Here is a 20,136-nt window from a genome sequence, read left to right as displayed (position 1 = left end):
GGCCGCCGGCGGGTCACCCCTTGGGCGCCGCGACCGGCACGCCCAGCGGCCGGGCGAGGCCCACCACGGCTTCGTCCAGCCGCTCCAGATGCCGCAGCACGCGGTCGGTGATGCGGCCGTAGCGCGGTGTGCCGGCGTCGGATCCCAGCAGGGAGGCGATGCTCGGCCCGGTCTCGACCTGCGCGCCCGTGTGGTCGTCGGCGACCCGGGCCGCGATGACCCCGATGTTGCGTACCGTGCGCCCGGCGGCCCCGCGCAGTCGCGGGTCCGCCGCGATCGAGGGGTGCGTGGGCAGCAGCTCGGCCGTCGCGGCCAGCGTCCGCGCGTGATACGCGCACGTCTCCAGCAGCGCCACCACGTACCGGGCCGTGTGGCGCCGGGTCCGCAGCGGGGTGACCGGATGGATCAGCGGCTGGGTCGCGGCCCGCAGATCGGCCAGCGCCTGGTCGAGGTCGCGCGCCTTGTCCAGCAGTTCGTCCGCCGGCCCGCCGCTGAGCTGGCCGACCGCGGCCTCGGTGACCTCGGCCAGCCGCTCCAGAACCGTGCCGAGCAGTTCGTTCGTACGTCGGTCCGTCTGAACGGGCAGGACCAGCGCCGCCGCGACCACCCCGCAGGCCGCGCCGAGCGCCGTCTCCTCGATCCGCAGCACGAGCACGTCGAGGCTGTAGGTGTGCAGCAGCGTGTACAGCAGCCCCAGCATCGCCGTGACGAAGAACGACATCAGCGTGTACGACAGCGGCGCCGTGTAGAACATCGCGAAGATCAGCACCAGGACCAGGGCGAACGCCGTCCAGGTGTGCCGACCGACCAGCCCCGCCAGAACGATGCCGGCCACCACGCCGAACACCGTGCCCAGCAGCCGCCGGTACCCCTTGACCAGGATCTCGCCCGTCGACGCCGTGTTGAGGAAGACGATCCAGCACGTCAGCACCGCCCAGTACCAGCGCTGCGTGGACAGCAGTTCGCCGCCCACGATGGCCAGCGAGGACCCGACGGCGACCTGCACGGCCGCCCGCGTGGTGGGCCGCCGCAGCCCGGTCTGCTCCTCCGGCGACGCTTCCTCGCCGCCACCGTCGATCGCGGCGTCCTCGGCGTCCAGTTCCTCGCGGGACCGGGCCGTCGCGGGGCTGTCGTCCGACTCGTCCTGCGGGCCGTCCAGTGCGATCCGCAGCCCGAGCACCGCGCGGGCCGACTCACCGATGCCGCGGAAGACGTCCTGGACGGCGGCCGACGCGGGCGGCAGATTCTCCTCGTCCCGGTAGCCGAGGAGCCGGTTGCGCACATGCGCCAGTCCGGTGCCCGTGTCGCCGCTGCCGGCCCGCAGTACCAGGGCGTGCAGCGCCTGCAGATCGCGGCGGAGCGTGGCGCCCGCCTCGTCCGGCAGCTCGGGCCCGGCCACCGACGGGGCGGGCGCGCCCGGCAGGTGCAGGGTGAGCGTGTCGGCCCGTTCGGCGGTCCGGGCGGTCAGCAGCAGCAGGCCGAGCCGCTCCGCTGCGATCTCGGCGTCCGCGATCCTGCGCTGCACCAGCCGCGCCGCCGACTCGTCCGGGGTGCCCTCCTCCAGCCGCCCCTGGATCATCATCGCCGTCTCGTGGAGCCGCGCGGTGCCCTCGCGGACGGCCTCCAGCGCCTTGTCCATCTCGTCCGCGGGAGCGTCGAGGAGTTCGACCTGCGCGGCCACCAGCTGGGCCAGCCGTGCCCGGAAGGCCAGGCGCAGCCGCAGCAGCACACCGGTGGGCGTCGCGGGTACGACCGCGAACCGCATCAGGGCACTGGAGCAGAACGCCACGGCCAGGGCACCGCACAGCGCGGGCAGGGTGGAGGCCGTGGCGCCGACGAACAGGGACAGGAAGTAGATCTGGAAGCCGATCAGCCCGAGCGCGGTGCCCCGGTCGCCGAACCGGCGGCCGTAGACCGCGCAGAAGATCAGGACGACGAAGAAGACGTCACCGACGAAGAGCCGCGCGTTGAGCACCGCGCCCAGGGACACCGAGGCCAGGGCCACCGGCAGCCCCAGCGCCAGCGTCACGGCCTGCGCGGCCGGCTGCTTCTCCCGGATGGCGAAGGTGGCGACCATCGCCGCCATGGCCCCCGCCACCAGAACGTGCACATCGGCCCGCAGCAGGGAGAGCACGGCCAGGGTCAGGGCGATCGCGCCGACCGTCCGCAGCCCGGCCGTCAGACGCAGCAGCCCGGGGTCGGACGCCGCGATCCGGTCCCGCAGCCGTGCCCGCACCGAGCGTCCCGCTGCCCTCACGCCGCCGCACTCTCTCCCGACTCACACCAAGATCCGTATCTCAGCTTGACATGCCACGGGCGGACGCTCCCGTCCGGCCCGGTCCTACTCCGGCCGGCCGGACCCCTCGACCTGGGCCCGCACCTGCTCCGGCGTCAGATAGGCGTCCGTGTACTCGAAGTCCTTCAGCCGCGCGGCCTTGCGGGCCTGGAACCCCGTCCGTACGAAGTCGTCGCCGGCGACCGCGTTGAGCAGCCAGTTCGTCATGACCCGCGTCTTGGCCACGTTGGTGCGCAGCGCCGACCAGTGGTAGCCGCGGGCCACGGCCTGGGCGGGCAGCCCCCGCAGTTCGATGCCGAGCGGCTTGGAGACCGCGTCGGTGCCGCCGAGGTCGACGACGAGGCCGAGGTCCTTGTGGACGTACGGCTTCATCACCTGGCCCCGCAGTGACGCGATGACGTTGTCGGCGACGTGCCTGCCCTGCCGCAGGGCGTGCTGCGCGGTGGGCGGGCACATGGCCCCGTCGCCCTTGGCCAGGTCGGGCACCGCGGCCGAGTCGCCGAGCGCGAAGACCCCGTCGTCGCCCGGCAGGTTCATCTCGGGGGCGACCGCGAGCCGCCCCTTGACCGTCTCAGCGCCGAGCGTGGCGATGAGCGGGCTGGCCACGACCCCGGCGGTCCAGATGAGCGTGCGCGTCGGGATCACCCGCCCGTCGGTGAAGGTGACCTCCTCGGGGCCCGCCTTGGCGATGGAGGTGCCCAGGGAGATCTCGATGCCCCGCCGGCGCAGGATCTCCTGCGCGCTGCTGCCGAGCTTGTCGCCCAGCTCCGGCATCAGCTTCGGCGCGATGTCGATCAGATGCCACTTGATCAGACCCGGGTCCAGCCGCGGATAGCGCTTGACCGCGGCATGCGTCAGCCGCTGCAGGCAGGCCGCGGTCTCGGTGCCCGCGTAACCGCCGCCGACCACCACGAACTGCAGCCGCGAGGCCCGCTCCACGGGGTCCTGGCTGGCGTCGGCCAGGTCCAGCTGCGAGATGACGTGGTCACGGATGTACGCCGCCTCGGCGAGCGTCTTCATCCCGAACGCGTGGTCCGTCAGCCCCGGGATGTCGAAGGTCCGGGTGATGCTGCCGGGCGCCAGCACGATGTAGTCGTAGGGCTCGTTGACGATCTCGTCGGTGATCGTGCGGATGACACACACCTTGGACTTGAGGTCCACCCCGATGGCGCCGCCCGGAATGATCCGCGTGCGGTACTTCTTGCTGCGGCGCAGCGAGACGGCGATCGACTGCGGCGTCAGCACGCCGGAGGCGACCTGGGGGAGCAGCGGCAGGTAGAGCTGATAGGCGAACGGCGTCACCAGCGTGACGTCGGCCTCGTCCGGGGAGAGTTTCCGTTCCAGACGGCGGACGCACTCCACGCCGGCGAAGCCTGCGCCAACCACCAGGATCCTGGGTCGTGTCACGGTGTTCATCCCTTTCTGCGGCTCCAGGCGGTCTGCCTCGAACGCCTTCCGACTGCCCCTGGATCGCTGGTTCGCACCCTTTCGATCCCACCGTGTGTCCGACAGGTGCGCCAGTCGGACACGGCGGGCAGACGAACGCGTCGATCACCACCATGCCCGCACCGTGGCCGAAAAGCACCAGGCAGGAGTGAAGAACGCGTGCACACCCGGCAGGCCGGACCCGCCGTCAGGAGCCGACGCCACCTTGGACATGACACAGCAACAGGCACACGTCGTCGTCCCGCTCGGAGTCGCTCAGCAGCGGATGCAGCAGCCGGTCCGCCGAGCCCTCCAGGTCGGCGTCCAGCTCCGCGGAACGGAACCCGCCGAGCGCCGAGGCCAGCCGCTCGATACCCGGGTCTATGCCCTGCGCGCGCCGCTCCACCAGCCCGTCCGTGTACAGCGCGAGTGTCGAGCCGGGCGCCAGCTGCTCCGTGTGGTCGGCGATCTCCTGGGTGAGCGGGATGCCGAGCATCGCGCCGGGCTTGGCGTCGAGGGTGCGCACGGTGCCGTCGGGCAGGCGCAGCACCGGCGGCGGATGCCCCGCGGCGGCCCAGGTCAGGGTGGGCTCGTCCGGATGGAACCGGGCGATGACGGCGGTGGCGTACAGGTCCGGCTGGAGATGGTGCAGGAAGCGGTGCAGCCGGGTCAGCAGGCGGCCCGGGCTGTCGCCGTCGACGGCGTACGCCCGCAGCGCGGTGCGCAGCTGGCTCATCATGACCGCCGCGTGCAGACCGTGTCCGGTCACGTCGCCGATGACGGTGATGAGACCGCCGTCCCGCTGGGGGAACGCGTCGTACCAGTCGCCGCCGATGTTCAGCCCGTGCGTGGCCGGAAGGTAGCGCGCGGCCAGGCTGAGGCCCGGGGTGGCGGGCAGGTCGGTCAGCAGGGCGCGCTGCAGCGTCTCGGCGATGTCGCGGTTGTGCTCGAAGCGCCGGGCGTTGTCGATGGCGATGCTGGCCCGCCGGGTGAGCTCGATCAGCATCACCGCGTCGTCCGGGTCCCAGCGCCCGCCGGGCGGCGACAGGGTCAGGACCCCCAGCGGCGCCCGCCGCGTCGGCAGCGGCACGCACAGCAGCGGCCGCCCGGGATCCAGCGCCGACGGCGGCTGGTCCTCGACGCCGGGCAGGTTGCCGGGGTGGTCGGCGGCGTACTGGGGCCGCCCGGTGCGGGCCGCGACCACGGCGGCGGCCGGATGCGGCGCCGACCGGTGCTTGTCCTCCTCGTGGTCGAACAGCCAGACGTCGACGCTGCTCGCGTACTCCGGCACCAGCAGGTCCGGCAGCCGGCGCACGATCTCCTCGTGGTTCAGCGACGCCGTCAGCACGGCACTCGCGTCCGCGAGGAAGGTCAGCCTGCGCCGGGCGCTCTCCGCCTCGTTGCGGGCGCTGCGCTCGGCGGCGAAGGCCTCGCGCTGGGCCCGCCCGGCCGCGTCCAGCTCGGCGTGCAGGGCCAGCACGCCCTGGTTGGTCTGGTGCAGCTCCTCGCGGTGGAAGGCGACCAGGTCCTCCTGCTCGGTGAGCTTGTCCAGCACGACGGCCGTGTCCTCGTCGGCGCCGAGCAGCGCCTCCGACAGGGCGGCGGGGTCGTCGGCGACGGTGCCGTCCTCGGCGGCCTCGGCCGTCTCGGGACAGGGGACCGTGACCTCCCAGAGCGGCTCCCCGGCGGCGCAGGCCTCCGGCGACGGGGTCACCGCGACGTGCAGCAGTCCCTCCTCGGCGGGGGAGCCCGCCAGGTGCGTGGTGAGCCGCCAGGTGCCGCCCTTGGTGAGGCACTGCCGCAGGTGGGCGCTGAGGGCGGCGGCCAGCCGGGTCCGTTCGACGGTGGGCACACCGTACGCGGCGGCCAGGCGCGCGAGTGCGATACGGGCGCGGGCCGCGTCGGTGACGGTGGTGATCTGCCAGGTGCGCATCATGGGTGTTCCGGCGGGGTCGAGGTCAGCACGGCCACGGCGGTGTCGTCCCGCACCGGCCGGGCGGGACTGCTGGCGTCACGTATCGCCAGGGCGGCCGTCACGGCCGGGTCGGTCGCGTGCAGACCGGGGTCGGACGGCGGCGTCCAGCGGCTGGGCAGGCCGTCGGTATGCAGGATCAGTATCGGGTCGCCCGCCCAGGCGGCCTCTTCCTCGCGGAAGGTGCCGGGCCGGTGGACCCCGACGATGCCGGGCCGGGACAGCAGGGGGTGCCAGGTGCCGTCGGTGCGCAGCCGCGCCCCGACGTTGCCGATGCCGGCGAACCGCAGCCGCCCGGACGTCAGGTCGAGCTGGGCCAGGGCGAGGGCCGCGCCCCGGGTGCCCCTCAGCGCGTCGTGCAGCCGCCGCAGCGACTCGGCGGGGGAGAGGTGGGCCCAGCGGTGCAGGGCCGTGACCGCGGCGGACGAGGCCCGCGCGGCCTCCGGCCCGTGCCCCAGCCCGTCCGCCAGCATCAGCGTCACCCGGTCCCCGGCCCGGACCCACCCCCAGGCGTCCCCCGAGTACTCGGCCCCGCCGTAGGGGATGTTCACCCCGCCGGCCCGTACACCGGCCATCGGCACGGAACGGTTCTGCGAGGCGGCCCCGGGGCCCGGGGCCGTTGCCGCGAGGTCGTCCCGCTCGGCCTGCGGGGCACTGCCCGTGGACCCGCTGTCGGTCGGAGGGCCGGCCTGGTCGCCGGGCACGGTGGCGCTTGCCGGGGCGAAGGGAGCCCGTAGGGACACCGCGTCGATGCCCGGAGTGCCGTCGGCTGCCGGGGCAGCCCGGAGGCCGGGCCGGTTTCCCGGCGTGCCGGCGTCCGGGAGGTCGTGGCCCGGTGCTCCGTGGAGCCCCGGCTCCGTCTCCCGCGCACGGCCGGCCGGCGCCGGGCCCGGTCCCGGGAAGCCCGGCGCGGCGCCGGGCACCGCCGCGTGGCCGGTCAGGCCACCGCAGGTCACCGCGCCGAACGGCGGCTCGCCACCCTGCCACCGTCCGCCGGCGGACACCCCGCCTTCGGGCCGCACCGGCGCCTCACCCACCCGTGGGGCCGCACTCAGGCGCGCCACCGCGACCGTGCCGCGGCCGGGAACACTGTGCAGGGTGAAGTCGTCAGAGAGACGCAGACATGTGCCCAGGCCCGCGCCGAGCGAGCGGGTCGTGGAGAAGCCGTCGCTCAGGGCCTCGGGGACGTCGTGGATGCCCGGGCCGTGGTCGATCGCGGCGATCTGCACCACCCTGGACTCCCCCCGGCCCTCCCGCAGCACGGGCGGGGCGACGACGTCGATGAGCACCTGACCGCCCTCCGCGTGCTTCAGCAGATTCGTGGCGAGCTCGGTCGCGACCAGCGCGGCCGCCGCGGTCCGCCGCTCGTCCAGCCCGGCCAGCGCGGCGGCGCCCTCCGCCGCGACCCGGGCGTCGCGCACCCGGGTCGCGTCGCGCACCGGCACGTCCCACACCCGCGGCATCAGGCCCCCTCGCGTGGACGAGGCGGCCTGCCCACCCAGCAGGTCACCCGCACCGTGGTGCCCGAGCCCGGCGTGGTCTCGATGTCGAAGTCGTGCACCAGGCGCCGCGCGCCGCTCAGCCCCATCCCCAGACCCCCGCCGGAGGTGTAACCGTCGCTCAGCGCCAGGTCCAGGTCGGCGATGCCCGGCCCCTCGTCGGTGAAGGCCAGCCGCAGCCCCTGCGCACCCGCACTGCCGACCTGCGTCGCCTCCATCTGCCCGCCACCGCCGTGCACCAGGGTGTTGCGGGCCAGCTCGCTGGCCGCGGTGATGAGCTTGGTCTGGTCCACCAGCCCGAAGCCGAGCCGGGCAGCGGCCTGCCGTACGTGCTGTCGCACCCACACCAGGTCCATGTCCGACCGGATGGGAAGGCAGGCCTCCACGCCCGCGGCAGTGTGCATCACGGACTCTCCTGACGCGGGCCGCCGGGGCGGGGCACCGGGGCCTGCCGCGTGAGGAGCTCCATGCCCGCCTCGGTGCTGAGCGCGGTTCTCAGCCCCGGCAGCGTCAGCCCCAGCTCGACCAGGGTGATGGCGACGGCCGGGCGCATACCGGCCACCACGGTGCGCGCGGCCAGCAGCTTGGCCTGTGCGGCGATCTCGGCCAGCACCCGGCCGAGGAAGGAGTCGACGATCTCCACACCCGAGATGTCGATGAGGACCCCGCGCACCCCGGTACGGGAGATGGTCTCGGCGAGGTCCTGCTGGAGCTGCTGCGCCGTGCTGTCGTGCAGGTCCCCCTGGAGCGTGACGAGCAGGACGTCTCCGAGCCGGAGGACCGGTACGTGGCCCGTCACGGGACGGGCGTAGGCGTCGTTCACCGCTGACCCGTACCCGGGCCCACGATGCCCGCGCCGAGCTGGTGGAGCGCGTAGCCCAGCGCGTCGGCCAGGTTCGCCCGTGTGATCACGTCCAGGTCCAGCCCGAGGTGCACGATGGTCTGCGCGATGGCGGGGCGGATGCCCGAGACGATGCACTCGGCGCCCATGAGCCGCGCCGCGGCGACCGTCTTCATCAGGTGCTGCGCCACCAGCGAGTCGACCGTCGGCACCCCGGTGATGTCGAGGATCGCGAAACGCGCGTGCTGCTCCACGACCGCGTTCAGCAGCGTCTCCATCACGATCTGGCTGCGGGCGCTGTCGAGCGTCCCGATGAGCGGCACGGCCACGATGCCGTCCCACAGCCGGATCACGGGCGTGGCCACCTCCAGCAGCTGCATCCGCTGCCGGTCGCTGAGCGCCTGCCACTCGCTCAGTGCCGTCTGCATGGCGACCAGCCGCAGGGTGCCCATCAGCACGGTCAGGGCGGTCGAACAGGCCCGAAGGTGCTCGGGCGGCGCCTGCTCCAGATCGGCGGCCAGCAGGTTCTCCACCGGCGGTCGCAGGGCGGCCAGCTCGCCGGAGACCTGAGTGTTGCTCAGTCCGGCCCGGGACCGGGCCGCGCCCATCCGGGCCAGTTGCTCGCGCACGCCGCTGAATCCAGCGGCGTCCGGGTCCTCCACCTGCTCCGAGTCGGCCACCTGGGCCAGTGCGTCCACGACGGCCTTGCCCGCTTCCACCGCCTCGTCGCGCGAGACGGTGAACACGGTGCGGAACAGAGGCTCGTCCGCCCATCGCTGGGCGATCTGCTCACGCCTGCGGTGCAGGAAGTCCCTGACCTCCTGGGTGGGCGTGGCGAGCTGTCCGTCCGCTTCGTGCTCCGGCACCTGGTTCTCTCCTCATCCGCGTTGCGTCGACCGAGCCCGCTTCTGGCAACGAGACGGCGATGTGACACTTGCCGGGCGACAACTCTAACCATGCGCCGACCTCGTACAACACTTGCTCCGGCGCAAGTGAGCCGGTTCAGGGGGGCGGCGGTCTGAGCCGCCGTCAGCGGCGTGCGAAGGGTGAGCCGTCGTCCGGGCAGGGCGGAGCGAGGGCGCCGGGTCACCGGCCTTCGCCGGCGCCCTGCCCTGTGGGGCACCCGGACCGTCAGACGCTCGGCCCCTCCGGCTCCCCGGGCAGGTGCGGCCCTTCGTCGACACGGGTCAGAGCCTCGTCGAGACTCTCCGATATCGGCACGGTGATGCTGACGCCGGTCAGGTCGAGGATGCGCCGCACGGCCGGCGCCGGACTGATGACGTGCACGCTGCCCTCGGTCTTACGGGTCTCCTGGTACACCCGCAGGATGATGTTCATCCCGGACGAGTCCATGAAGGGGACGGACGACAGGTCGAGCAGGAAATGCCGTCGGCCGTGGTGGAGTTGGTTGGCCAGATGGGCCTGGAACTCGGTCGCGGTGTCGACGTCCAGGTAGCCGTCGACCGTGATCAGGGCCACGTCCTCCCGGGGCAGCTCGACTTCCACGGACAGCGGGTTCTGGGCGAGGGGCACGGATACCTCCAACAAGTGCTACGGCCTGGGCTGGTCACCTCTGGGGGCGACCGCGGTGCGAGGGGGTCCCGGTCGTTCTCCGGACTCGAATTCCGTCTCTCATGCGCCTCCCTTCACCGACGGGCTACGGATGTCACCGCGCCCCCGCGATTACCCCGGAAACCGTCCTCCATGCCCCCTCCGGCCGGACATCGCCGGGACCGGCCGCCGGAAGTCGCGTCCGGTAGCAGGCGTGTGCGCCGAATGCGCTTGCGGCAGGAGGGTAATTGCTGCTGTGGGACGGGGCGGGCGCGAGGTGCCCGTCGAAGAAAGATGCGATCCGCACATCGCCAGGGAGGATGGAACAGCGTGGCCATCGACAGAATCTGGTCGTACGCGCCGGACAGCGGTCACACGCAGGGGCAGGACCTGACCGGTTTCGCCGTCGCCGCGACCGACGGCACGATCGGGCACGTGGACCGGGAGGCCGACCCGCACGGCATGCGGCACCTGGTCGTCGACACCGGCGTCTGGGTGTTCGGCCGCAGCGTCCTGGTGCCGGCCGGAGTCGTCACCGGCATCGACATACCGGGGAGGAAGGTCACCCTGGCGTGCAGCAGGGCAGACGCCAAGGCGGCGCCGCGCTTCCAGACCGACAGCGAGACCCGGGACCGGGAGTACCTGCGGGCCGTGGGCGACTACTACGACCGGCTGCCGCCACGCGAGACGGCCGCGGTCTGAGCCTGGTCCGGGCCGGTCACGGGCGCGGCGCGCCCGTGACGCTCCCGGCTCACCAGGGCATGAACACGTGCACGTCCTTGCCCCGGGCGTCGGCCACCACGCTGACCTGGTCGCACAGCGTGTGGATCAGGTGCCAGCCGATGCCCCCGCCGCCGCTGCGCGGATCGAAGGGGCGAGGGGCGGGCTCCGTGGTGCTCGTGTCGTGCAGGACCACATGGACCCCGTCGAAAGTCCGGCGCATGCGCAGCGCGAACGGACCCGGGGCGTACTGGACCGCGTTGGCGGCCAGTTCCGTCACCACCAGCAGGATGTCGTCCCAGTACTCGGGGGCGGAGGGCGGGGCGGAGCGTGCCAGATCACGCAGGAACTCCTCCGCGGCCAGCCGCGCGCCTGTCACGTCATGCGGCTCGCCCACGAAGCTGTTCGTGCGGCTCGGGATCTCCTCGGAGGTCAGGGCGTCGTCCCCACGCGGCTCGGTTGACATATCGCCTTTCCGGCCCGGGCGTCAGCTAGGGCTGTCGTCAGGGCTGTCGTCCTTTCTCTTGCGTCGCCACTGTTGCGTGTTCCCGAGGCGACGAGGCCTACGCGTCCGGCCGCACGCTCAGCGGAACACGTTGTCGGAATCGTCCCAGTTCGACGGTTCGTCCGGGGTGCTCGGCCGCCCGGGACGCCTGCGCGACTGGTACATCGCGTCGATCTCGGAAGCGTAGTGGCGCACGATCTCGTCCCGGCGCAGTTTCATCGACGGCGTCAGCAGCCCGTTGGACACGTCGAACGGCTCCGGCAGGACCCGGAACACCCGGATCGACTCCGACCGCGACACGGCGCTGTTGGCCGCGGCAACGGCCCGCGCGACCTCCTCGCGCAGCGCGTTCTCCTCCCGCGCCTCCCGCATCTCGCCCTGCACCGCGAGCGCCGCCCGCCAGTGCGCGAGGAAATCCGGGTCCAGCGTGATCAGGGCGCCGACACAAGGCCGGTTGTCCCCCACCACCACCGCCTGGTGGATGAGCGGGTGCATCCGCAGCCGCTGCTCCAGGGCCAGCGGGGCGACGCTCTTGCCGCTGCTGGTGATGATGATGTCCTTCTTGCGGCCGGTGATCGTCAGATAGCCCTCCGTGTCCAGCTGCCCGAGATCCCCGGTGGCGAGCCACCCGCCGCGCAGGGCGGCCCGCGTGGCGGCCTGGTCGCCCACATAGCCCTGGAACACCGAGGGACCCCGCACCAAAATCTCCCCGTCCTCGGCCACCTGGATCTCCATGCCCGGCAGGGCCTGCCCGACCGTCCCGGACTTCTCCCGGCCGAGCGGCTGCATCGTCACCCCGCCCGCGGTCTCCGTCAGGCCGTACCCGTCGTGCACGTAGATGCCGATGCCCTCGTAGAAGAGGGACAGCTCGCGGCTGAGGGGGGAGCCGCCGGACGTCGCCCGCCGCACCCGGCCGCCCAGCGCCGCCCGCAGTCTGCGGTACACCGTGCGCTCGTACAGGGCGTGCTGCAGCCGCAGGTCGAAGCCGGGCCCGCGGCCGCGGCCCAGCCGCTGGCGCTCCAGGGCCGCGGCGAAGTCCTTGGCGGTCTCGGCGGCCCGCTCGAACAGGGCTCCGTGGCCCCCCTGCTGCGCGGTGCGCAGGAAGTTCTTGTAGATCTTCTCCAGGACCGACGGGACCGCGTAGAAGTACGTGGGCCGGAACGACTGCAGCGCCGAGGACAGCGCCTCACCGCTCAGATCGGCCTGGTGTCCCATCAGCAGCCCGCCGCGTACGCACAGCCCCTGGATCATCAGTCCGTACACATGGGAGAAGGGCAGGAACGCGAGCACGGAGCCCTGCTCCCCGCGCGGGGCCGCGGTGTGCCCCCAGCCCGCCAGCAGCGTGTCGCAGGGGCCGGCGAGGTTGCGGTGGCTGAGCGCGCAGCCCATCGCATGGCCGGAGGTGCCGGAGGTGTAGGCGATGGCGGCCGTGGAGTCCGGCAGCACGATGCGGCGCATCGAGTCGACCGTCGCGAGCGGAATGGACTCGCCACGCGCGGTCAGCTCCGCCAGGGCACCCGCGTCCAGCTGCCAGACGTGGCGCAGCAGCGGCAGCGAGGCGCACACCGAGCCGACGGTCATGACGCCCTGCTCGTCCTCGACGACCACGGCCACACAGCCCGCGTCCCGCAGGATCCACTCCACCTGGTCGCGTGACGCCGTGGGGTAGATCGGAACGACCTCGGCGCCCACGGCCCACAGCGCGTAACACAAAATCGTCCACTCGAACCGGGTGCGCGCCATGATCGCCACGCGATGGCCCGGCGCGATGCCCGAGGCGATCAGGCCCTTGGCGGCGTCCACCACCTCGTCGCGCAGCTCGATCGCCGTCACCTCCTCCCAGGTCGCGGAGGCGGGGTCGGCCCGGCGGGCGAGCATCGGCCTGGCCGGTTCGCGGTCCGCCGTCGCGAAGACGCTGTCGGCGAGCCCGCCGGTCAGGGGCGCCACAGCCGGGGGAGCGAGGGCGAGGTCGCGCATGCACTGCTCCTGACGTGTACGGGGTGTGACATTGCCGACGGGTACCGTCATCGGCGGTGCTCGAATGTAGTCGAGTCGAGACCCTTCGGGGTCGGAAAATACGGAACTGGAACCGCTGATGATCTCGGCGTGATCGGGGGACCCGGACGACATGACGCACATCAGCCCCGATCCCGAACCCGAACGCACCCCAGGTCTGGAACCCGGCGGCGGTGTACCGCCGGGCGAGACCCCGCCCGCGGAGAGCAGCATGCCGGAGACGCTGCCGCGCGAGACGCACAACCCGACCAAGGGCTGGGCCAAGGCCCCGCTGACCGTGATCATCGTCGTCACCGTGCTGATCGCGGCGTTCTTCCTGGCCTACGCCCTCGTCCTGATCCTCTGAGCCCCCTGCCCGGGCATGCCGGGACGCCTCACCCCTGCGTGTGGCGGACGCACTCGGTGACGACGTCCCGCAGACTCCCCGTGCGCTCCATCAGCGCGCGCTGCACCTGAGCCCCGTTGCCCTCCCGCAGCAACGCGTCACAGCCGGCCTCGGCCCGCTCCAGATCGCCCGTACCGTCCAGGGCCTCCTCGACGTGTTCCAGCAGGGCGCGGACGACGGCTTCGGCGGGCATACGCCGCATGGTCTCGGGATTCAGCAGCTCGCCCTCCAGCCCGGACCGGGCCGCCTGCCAGTCGGCCAGCCGCAGCAGGCTGACACTGTGGTCGAGCGGCTCACGGCCGGCTCGCCACTCCCGCGCGGCGGTCTCGACCAGCCCCCGGACCAGTGTGGCGATCAGCACGGCCGTCCCGGAGTGCAGACAGACGTCCGAGACGCGGAGTTCCACGGTCGGGTACCGCTGGGACAGCCGCGCGTCGAAGTAGATCATCCCGTCGTCGAGGAGCGCCCCGGTCGCCACCATGTCCGCGATCAGCCGGTGGTACCGCTCGGCCGAGCCGAAGATCTCGGTCGGGCCGGCCGACGGCCAGCGCAGCCACACCCGGCTGCGGTAGCTGTTGTACCCGGTGTCCTTGCCCTGCCAGAACGGCGAGTTCGCGCTGATCGCCCGCAGCACCGGGAGCCAGGGCCGCAGCCGGTCGACGACGGCGACGCCCTCCTCGTCGGACTCGACCGACACGTGCACATGGCAGCCCATCACGAGCTGCTCCCGGGTGGCGATGCCGTACTGGTCCGCCATCCACTGGTAGCGCCGGCCGACGCCGACGGCCGGGCTGACCGGCAGCGGTGAGGTGGCGAGCGCCGCCACGGTGCAGCCGATCTCCTCCGCGTTCCGGGCCGCCTCCGTGCGGCAGCGGACGATCTCCGCGCGCAGGCTCTCCATGGACGACTGCGGATGGGTGGCGAACTCCAGCATCTGGTCGTGGAGTTCCTTCTCGAACACGTCCTGATCCGCGCCGTTCTTCTCCGCCCGGGCGAGCACCGCTGCGGACAGCGCCCGCGGTTCCCCGGTCTCCGGATCGACCAGGAGGAGTTCCTCCTCCACTCCCACGGTGCGCACCTGATGCCCGCCCTTCTGTGCCCTGCCGCGCCGCACCACCGGGTGCTCCCGGTGGTACGACCCCCAGTGCCCCTCTCAGCGGGTTGGACACCTGGTGGGGCAGCGGGACTTCACTCGGCGAACGGCGTCAGCCACACCGTGGCCAGCGGAGGCAGCGTGATCCGGACATGGCCGTCTTCCGGTTTGACCGGGTCCGGGTTGGTGACGCCACTGCCGCCGTAGCGCGTGTCGTCGGTGTTGAGGCGCTCCTCCCAGGCGACGACGTCCCCCGGCACCCACAGGCCGTGGTCCTGCCGGACGACGGGGGAGAAGTTCGACACCGCCAGCAGCGGCCTGCCCTCGGCGTCGTAGCGCAGGAACGCGAAGACGTTGTCGTCGGCCGAGTCCACCGCCACCCACCGGAAGCCCTCCGGGCGGGTGTCGCACTGCCACAGCGCCGGAGTCGCGCGGTACGCCGCGTTGAGGTCGCGCACCAGATCGCATACGCCCCGGTGGTCGCCCGCCGAGTGGTAGCCGTCGTCGAGCAGCCACCACTCCGGGCCGTGCTCCACCGACCACTCGGCGCCCTGCGCGAACTCCTGCCCCATGAACAGCAGCTGCTTGCCGGGGTGGCCCCACATGAACCCGAGGTAGGCACGGTGGGTGGCGCGCCGCTGCCACCAGTCGCCGGGCATCTTCGACACCAGCGCCTGCTTGCCGTGCACGACCTCGTCGTGCGAGATCGGCAGGACGTAGTTCTCGCTGTAGGCGTACACCATCGAGAACGTCATCTCGTGGTGGTGGTACTTGCGGTGCACCGGCTCGTGCGCGATGTACTCCAGCGAATCGTGCATCCAGCCCATGTTCCACTTCAGCCCGAAGCCGAGCCCGCCGGTCTCGGTCGGCCGGGTCACCCCGCCCCAGGCGGTGGACTCCTCGGCGATCGTGACCACGCCCGGGGCCCGCCGGTACACGGTCGCGTTCATCTCCTGCAGGAATCCCATGGCGGCCAGGTCCTCCCGGCCGCCGTAGGCGTTGGGCTCCCACTGGCCCTCCTCGCGCGAGTAGTCCAGGTACAGCATCGAGGCGACCGCGTCCACGCGCAGCCCGTCGATGTGGAACTCCTCGCACCAGTACACGGCGTTCGCGACCAGGAAGTTGCGCACTTCGGTGCGGCCGAAGTCGAACTCGTACGTGCCCCAGTCCGGGTGCTCCGCGCGCCGGTCGTCACCGGGCTCGTAGAGCGGCTCCCCGTCGAACCGGGCCAGCGCCCAGTCGTCCTTCGGGAAGTGCGCCGGCACCCAGTCCATGATCACGCCGATGCCCGCGCGGTGGCAGGCGTCGACGAAGAACCGGAAGTCGTCCGGCGTGCCCAGCCGGGCCGTCGGCGCGTAGAACCCGGTGACCTGGTAGCCCCAGGAGCCGTGGAAGGGGTGTTCGGCGACCGGCATCAGCTCGACGTGGGTGAAGCCCAGGTCCTTCACGTACTTCGGGAGCTCCTCGGCGAGCTGCCGGTAGGTCAGCCCCGGCCGCCACGACGCCAGGTGCACCTCGTACACCGAGAACGGCGCCTCGTGCACGGGCGTGTCCGCGCGGTGCGCCATCCACTCCGTGTCACCCCACTCGTAGTGCGAGGCCGTCACGATCGACGCCGTGTTGGGCGGCTCCTCGCAGCGGCGCGCCATCGGGTCGGCCTTGAGGAAGCGGTGGCCGTACCGGGAGTGGATCTCGAACTTGTACGCGGTGCCCTCGCCGACACCCGGCAGGAACAGCTCCCACACACCGGAGGCGCCCAGGGACCGCATCGGGAACTGCGTCCCGTCCCAGTGGGTGAAGTCCGTGGCCACCCGCACGCCCTGCGCGTTCGGCGCCCACACGGTGAACCGGGTGCCGTCGACGCCCTCGTGGGTCATGGGCTGCGCGCCGAGCGCCTGCCACAGCTGCTCGTGCCGCCCCTCGCGGATCAGGTGCAGGTCGAGCTCGCCGAGCGCGGGCAGGAAGCGGTACGGGTCGGGCGTCTCCTGCTCGCCCTCCTCGTACGCCACGTGCAGCGTGTACGCGGGAATCGAATCCAGCGGCAGCACGCCCGAGAAGAGGCCGTCACCCTCCGAGACGAGGGCGGTGCGCCTGCCGTCGATCACGACGCTCACGGAGCGGGCGAAGGGGCGCAGCGCACGGAACACGACCCCGCCCGGGACCGGGTGGGCGCCCAGCAGGGCGTGCGGATCGTGGTGGGCACCCGCCAGCAGGCGCCCGCGGTCCTCGGGGCTCAGGGCGGGTGCGGTCGTGCTCGGGACCGGGCCGGACGGCTCCGGGATTGAGGTGTCGCGCAGGGCCACGGCTCAGTCTCCTCTCACGGCGAGGCGCTCGATCGCCGCCATCGGTACAGGCAGCCAGTCGGGGCGGTGCCGTGCCTCGTACAGCACCTCGTACACGGCCCGGTCCGTCTCATAGGCGCGGAGCAGTCCGTGCTTCTTGCGGGGGTCCCAGCCGGCGCGGCCGGCGTAGCCCGCGCAGTAGGCCTCGCGGCAGCGGCGGGCCCACTCCGGGCGCCAGGGGCGGCGCTGCCGGGCGGCGTAGTCGAAGGAACGCAGCATCCCGGCGATGTCCCGCACGGGGGAGTGGGCGCTGCGCCGTTCGGAGAGCGGCCGGGACGGCTCGCCCTCGAAGTCGATGACGAACCACTCGCGCCCGGCCCGCAGCACCTGGCCCAGGTGCAGGTCGCCGTGGATGCGCTGGGCGGGCGGCCCCGGATCGCAGCTGGTGAGCGCGGCGAACGCGGTCCGCAGACCCGGCACGAACGGCCGTAGCGCGGGTACGCAGTGCGCGGCGGCGTCGAGCCGTTCGGTCATGGCGGCCGCCGTCTGCCCGTTCTCTCCGGGCCCGCCGACGGGGAACGCCGACGCCAGCGCCAGGTGCACCTCCGCGGTGGCCGCGCCCAGCGCCCGGGCCTGGACGGTGAAGTCGTCCCCGGCGGCCAGCGCGTGCAGCCCCAGCGTCCAGCCGTCGGAGGCGTCCCGCAGATACGGCTGGAGCACGCCGAGGGTGGCCTTGAACGGATGGTCCGTCTGGAACCAGGCCACGGGCGCGGGTACGCGGTGACAGCCCTGACGGGCCAGCGCACCCGGCACCTCCAGGTCCGGGTTGACGCCCGGCTGGATGCGCCGGAAGACCTTCAGGATGTACTCGTCGCCGTACACCAGCGAGGAGTTGGACTGCTCGGCGTCCAGCAGCCGCGGCACCAGCCCGGCGGGAACCCGGTGGTCCGGGTCGCAGTCGAAGCGCAGGGGGCCCGCGGAGCCCGGGTGCCGCAGCCGGTCCAGCAGGAGCTGGGCCGAACGGGGGTCGTGCAGCGCGTCGTAGACCGTCAGGCCGGCCAGCGGCCCGTCCTGCACCCGCCCGATGAGCGCCCGCCCGAGCCGCGGCGCCGGGTGCTCCCGTACGCCGAGCAGCAGCTGGTAGCAGTCGCCTGCCGGGAGAGCCCCGCCGGGCGAGGGCACGCCCGTGTGACCGGCGTGGACCAGCAGATGCAGACAGCCCGGGAAGAGCTCGGTCATCGACAGCAGGCCGAGCTCCGTGACGGGCCGGTCCTTGCCCGCGAACCAGCGCTGCCGGGGCAGCCACTCGCGCAGCAGCCCGCCGAGCGACTCCATGGGCTCGGCCAGGCGCGGGAGGTCCGGGGGCAGGGATGCGGTCTTCGGCATGGTCACGCCTCCTTGTCTCGGCGCAGGCTCACAGTCGCCGGCCGATGCGGGATGCGACTCGGGTGAGCCGGAACCAGTAGAAGCCGTGGCCCCCGAGGGTCAGCAGGTACGGCAGCTCGCCGATGGCCGGGAAGCGGACCCCGCCGAACAGCTCCACCGGGTGCCGTCCCGCGAACTCGCGCAGGTCCAGCTCGGTGGGCTGCGCGAACCGGGCGAAGTTGTTGACGCACAGCACCAGGTCGTCCTCGTACTCCCGCAGGAAGGCCAGCACCGCGGGGTTGGAGGAGGGCAGTTCGGTGTACGAGCCGAGTCCGAAGGCCGGGTTCTGCTTGCGGATCTCGATCATGCGGCGGGTCCAGTGCAGCAGCGACGACGGCGACGACATCGACGCCTCGACGTTGGTCACCTGGTGGCCGTAGACCGGGTCCATGATCGCCGGGAGGCAGAGGCGGCCCGGGTCGCAGGTGGAGAAGCCGGCGTTGCGGTCCGGGGTCCACTGCATCGGCGTGCGGACGGCGTCCCGGTCGCCGAGCCAGATGTTGTCGCCCATGCCGATCTCGTCGCCGTAGTAGAGGATCGGCGAGCCGGGTAGGGCCAGCAGCAGGGCGGTGAACAGTTCGATGGTGTGCCGGTCGTTGTCCAGCAGGGGAGCGAGCCTGCGGCGGATGCCGATGTTGGCGCGCATGCGGGGGTCCTTGGCGTACTCGGCCCACATGTAGTCGCGCTCTTCGTCGGTGACCATTTCGAGCGTGAGCTCGTCGTGGTTGCGCAGGAACATGCCCCACTGGCAGCCCGAGGGGATGGCCGGGGTCTTGGCCAGGATTTCCGAGACCGGGTAGCGGGATTCGCGGCGGACGGCCATGAAGATGCGCGGCATGACGGGGAAGTGGAACGCCATGTGGCACTCGTCGCCGCCGCTCGGGTAGTCGCCGAAGTAGTCGACGACGTCCTCGGGCCACTGGTTGGCCTCCGCCAGCAGCACGGTGTCCGGGTACAGGGCGTCGATCTCGCGCCGGACCCGCCTGAGGAACGCGTGCGTGGCGGGCAGGTTCTCGCAGTTGGTGTCCTCGGCGGCGTAGAGATAGGGCACCGCGTCCAGCCGGAACCCGTCGATGCCCAGGTCCAGCCAGAACTTCAGCGCGGCCAGGATCTCCTCCTGGACCCGCGGGTTCTCGTAGTTGAGGTCCGGCTGGTGCGAGAAGAAGCGATGGAAGAAGTACTGGCCGCGCACCGGGTCGAAGGTCCAGTTCGAGGTCTCCGTGTCGACGAAGATGATCCGCGCGTCCGGGTATCCCTTGTCGTCGTCGGCCCACATGTAGTAGTCGCCGTAGGGCCCGTCGGGGTCCTTGCGCGACTCCTGGAACCACGGGTGCTGGTCGCTGGTGTGGTTCATGACGAAGTCGATGATCACGCGCATGCCGCGCTGGTGGGCGGCGTCGACGAACTCCACGAAGTCCGCGAGGTCGCCGAACTCGGGCAGCACGGCCGTGTAGTCGGAGACGTCGTAGCCGCCGTCGCGCAGCGGGGACTTGAAGAACGGCGGCAGCCACAGGCAGTCGACGCCGAGCCACTGGAGGTAGTCGAGCTTTGAGGTGAGGCCCTTGAGGTCGCCGACGCCGTCGCCGTCGCTGTCCTGGAACGAGCGGACGAGCACCTCGTAGAAGACGGCGCGTTTGAACCAGTCGGGGTCCCTGTCCCGTGCGGGAGTGTCCTCGAAGGTGTCCGGTACGGGCTCGTTCACGGTCATGACGTTCCTGCCCCTCCGTTCGCGGGCGGGGACTGGACGTGGAAGACGTGCGCGGGAGCTCGCCCCGGCTCCAACCGCACGTAGTTGTTGCGCCCCCAGCGATACGTCTCGCCGGTGAGTTCGTCGCGTACTTCCGCCGACTCGTGCCAGTCGAGGCCGAGGTGCGGCATGTCCAGCGAGACCGTGGCCTCCTGGGCGTGGTGCGGGTCGAGGTTGGCGACCACCAGGACGACGTCGGATCCGTCGCGCTTGCTGTACGCGATGAGCGCGTCGTTGTCGGTGTGGTGGAAGCGGAGGTTCCTGAGCCGGTGCAGCGCGGGGTGCTCCCGGCGGATGGTGTTGAGCCGGGTGAGGAGCCGGGTGATGGTGCGGCCCTCGCGTTCGGCGGTGGCCCAGTCACGGTGCCTGAGCTGGTACT

16 protein-coding genes and 2 pseudogenes are annotated in these 20,136 nt (G+C 72.3%); 2 read left to right on the top strand and 16 right to left on the bottom strand.

Going from position 1 to position 20,136, the window contains the following annotated elements:
- Positions 1 to 13: 13 nt before the first annotated feature.
- The 9 genes and pseudogenes from HNR57_RS33245 to HNR57_RS33205 form a co-directional block, all read right to left on the bottom strand.
- Positions 14 to 2,257, bottom strand: a complete 2,244-nt coding sequence (locus tag HNR57_RS33245; RefSeq protein WP_184566068.1) for an FUSC family protein — start codon at positions 2,255 to 2,257, stop codon at positions 14 to 16.
- Positions 2,258 to 2,341: 84 nt separating this feature from the next.
- A complete protein-coding gene (locus HNR57_RS33240) occupies positions 2,342 to 3,712 on the bottom strand; it encodes an NAD(P)/FAD-dependent oxidoreductase (protein ID WP_033309384.1) in 1,371 nt (456 codons plus the stop codon).
- Between the two features lie 217 nt (positions 3,713 to 3,929).
- Complete coding sequence (locus tag HNR57_RS33235; RefSeq protein ID WP_184566066.1) at positions 3,930 to 5,657, bottom strand: PP2C family protein-serine/threonine phosphatase; 1,728 nt, start codon at positions 5,655 to 5,657, stop codon at positions 3,930 to 3,932.
- A pseudogene (locus HNR57_RS33230) lies at positions 5,654 to 6,277 on the bottom strand (SpoIIE family protein phosphatase); the annotation flags it as partial. The pseudogene HNR57_RS33230 and the gene HNR57_RS33235, both read right to left, overlap by 4 nt.
- Before the next feature lie 408 nt (positions 6,278 to 6,685).
- Positions 6,686 to 7,156: pseudogene (locus tag HNR57_RS33225) on the bottom strand (ATP-binding protein); the annotation flags it as partial.
- Complete coding sequence (locus HNR57_RS33220; protein WP_184566064.1) at positions 7,156 to 7,596, bottom strand: anti-sigma regulatory factor; 441 nt, start codon at positions 7,594 to 7,596, stop codon at positions 7,156 to 7,158. The gene HNR57_RS33220 and the pseudogene HNR57_RS33225, both read right to left, overlap by 1 nt.
- Complete coding sequence (locus HNR57_RS33215) at positions 7,596 to 8,015, bottom strand: STAS domain-containing protein (RefSeq protein ID WP_184566062.1); 420 nt, start codon at positions 8,013 to 8,015, stop codon at positions 7,596 to 7,598. The genes HNR57_RS33220 and HNR57_RS33215 overlap by 1 nt, the downstream gene beginning before the upstream one ends.
- The gene (locus tag HNR57_RS33210; RefSeq protein ID WP_184566060.1) at positions 8,012 to 8,899 is read right to left on the bottom strand and encodes an STAS domain-containing protein; all 888 of its coding nucleotides are present in this window, start codon (positions 8,897 to 8,899) and stop codon (positions 8,012 to 8,014) included. Before HNR57_RS33210 ends, HNR57_RS33215 begins: the two co-directional genes overlap by 4 nt.
- A 265-nt stretch (positions 8,900 to 9,164) precedes the next feature.
- Positions 9,165 to 9,566, bottom strand: a complete 402-nt coding sequence (locus HNR57_RS33205) for an STAS domain-containing protein (RefSeq protein ID WP_184566058.1) — start codon at positions 9,564 to 9,566, stop codon at positions 9,165 to 9,167.
- A gap of 348 nt (positions 9,567 to 9,914) precedes the next feature.
- On the opposite strand from HNR57_RS33205, the gene HNR57_RS33200 reads away from it, so the two are divergent.
- Entirely contained in the window at positions 9,915 to 10,286 is a 372-nt protein-coding gene (locus HNR57_RS33200; protein WP_184566056.1) for a PRC-barrel domain containing protein, read from the top strand.
- 49 nt (positions 10,287 to 10,335) lie between these two features.
- Here the strand turns inward: HNR57_RS33200 and HNR57_RS33195 are convergent, their stop codons facing one another.
- Both HNR57_RS33195 and HNR57_RS33190 read right to left on the bottom strand, forming a co-directional pair.
- Positions 10,336 to 10,770: an ATP-binding protein gene (locus HNR57_RS33195; protein ID WP_184566038.1), complete on the bottom strand. Its 435-nt coding sequence runs from the start codon at positions 10,768 to 10,770 to the stop codon at positions 10,336 to 10,338.
- A gap of 117 nt (positions 10,771 to 10,887) precedes the next feature.
- Entirely contained in the window at positions 10,888 to 12,786 is a 1,899-nt protein-coding gene (locus HNR57_RS33190; protein ID WP_184566036.1) for an AMP-dependent synthetase/ligase, read from the bottom strand.
- A 151-nt stretch (positions 12,787 to 12,937) separates the two neighbouring features.
- Here HNR57_RS33190 and HNR57_RS33185 point away from each other — a divergent pair, with 151 nt between their 5' ends.
- Positions 12,938 to 13,171, top strand: a complete 234-nt coding sequence (locus tag HNR57_RS33185; protein WP_107460137.1) for a DUF6480 family protein — start codon at positions 12,938 to 12,940, stop codon at positions 13,169 to 13,171.
- Between the two features lie 28 nt (positions 13,172 to 13,199).
- On the opposite strand, the gene HNR57_RS33180 is transcribed toward HNR57_RS33185, so the two are convergent.
- From HNR57_RS33180 to HNR57_RS33160, 5 genes are all read right to left on the bottom strand, one after another.
- A complete protein-coding gene (locus tag HNR57_RS33180) occupies positions 13,200 to 14,288 on the bottom strand; it encodes a glutamate--cysteine ligase 2 (RefSeq protein WP_184566034.1) in 1,089 nt (362 codons plus the stop codon).
- A 110-nt stretch (positions 14,289 to 14,398) separates the two neighbouring features.
- Positions 14,399 to 16,606, bottom strand: coding sequence for a 1,4-alpha-glucan branching protein GlgB (gene glgB, locus HNR57_RS33175; RefSeq protein WP_184566032.1), 2,208 nt, complete (start codon positions 16,604 to 16,606; stop codon positions 14,399 to 14,401).
- A gap of 3 nt (positions 16,607 to 16,609) precedes the next feature.
- Positions 16,610 to 17,971 (bottom strand): maltokinase N-terminal cap-like domain-containing protein, encoded by a 1,362-nt coding sequence (locus HNR57_RS33170; RefSeq protein ID WP_184566030.1) that lies wholly within the window; start codon positions 17,969 to 17,971, stop codon positions 16,610 to 16,612.
- Between the two features lie 28 nt (positions 17,972 to 17,999).
- On the bottom strand, positions 18,000 to 19,718 hold the full coding sequence (gene treS, locus HNR57_RS33165; RefSeq protein ID WP_062924895.1) for a maltose alpha-D-glucosyltransferase: 1,719 nt from the start codon (positions 19,716 to 19,718) through the stop codon (positions 18,000 to 18,002).
- Positions 19,715 to 20,136, bottom strand: a 422-nt coding sequence (locus HNR57_RS33160) for an alpha-glucosidase C-terminal domain-containing protein (protein WP_184566028.1), incomplete at its 5' end; no start/stop codon positions are given. The genes treS and HNR57_RS33160, both read right to left, overlap by 4 nt.

The organism is Streptomyces paradoxus (assembly GCF_014202475.1).
Taxonomy (GTDB): domain Bacteria; phylum Actinomycetota; class Actinomycetes; order Streptomycetales; family Streptomycetaceae; genus Streptomyces; species Streptomyces paradoxus.
The sequence above is the reverse complement of the archived record's forward strand: the minus strand, read 5'-3'. Positions and strand labels throughout refer to the sequence as shown.

Coding starts and splice junctions, on each gene's coding strand:
- HNR57_RS33170 (WP_184566030.1), bottom strand. CDS start 17,971: ATGCCGAAGACCGCATCCCTGCCCCCGGACCTCCCGCGCCTGGCCGAG.
- HNR57_RS33235 (WP_184566066.1), bottom strand. CDS start 5,657: ATGATGCGCACCTGGCAGATCACCACCGTCACCGACGCGGCCCGCGCC.
- HNR57_RS33240 (WP_033309384.1), bottom strand. CDS start 3,712: ATGAACACCGTGACACGACCCAGGATCCTGGTGGTTGGCGCAGGCTTC.
- HNR57_RS33220 (WP_184566064.1), bottom strand. CDS start 7,596: ATGCACACTGCCGCGGGCGTGGAGGCCTGCCTTCCCATCCGGTCGGAC.
- HNR57_RS33195 (WP_184566038.1), bottom strand. CDS start 10,770: ATGTCAACCGAGCCGCGTGGGGACGACGCCCTGACCTCCGAGGAGATC.
- HNR57_RS33185 (WP_107460137.1), top strand. CDS start 12,938: ATGACGCACATCAGCCCCGATCCCGAACCCGAACGCACCCCAGGTCTG.
- treS (WP_062924895.1), bottom strand. CDS start 19,718: ATGACCGTGAACGAGCCCGTACCGGACACCTTCGAGGACACTCCCGCA.
- HNR57_RS33190 (WP_184566036.1), bottom strand. CDS start 12,786: ATGCGCGACCTCGCCCTCGCTCCCCCGGCTGTGGCGCCCCTGACCGGC.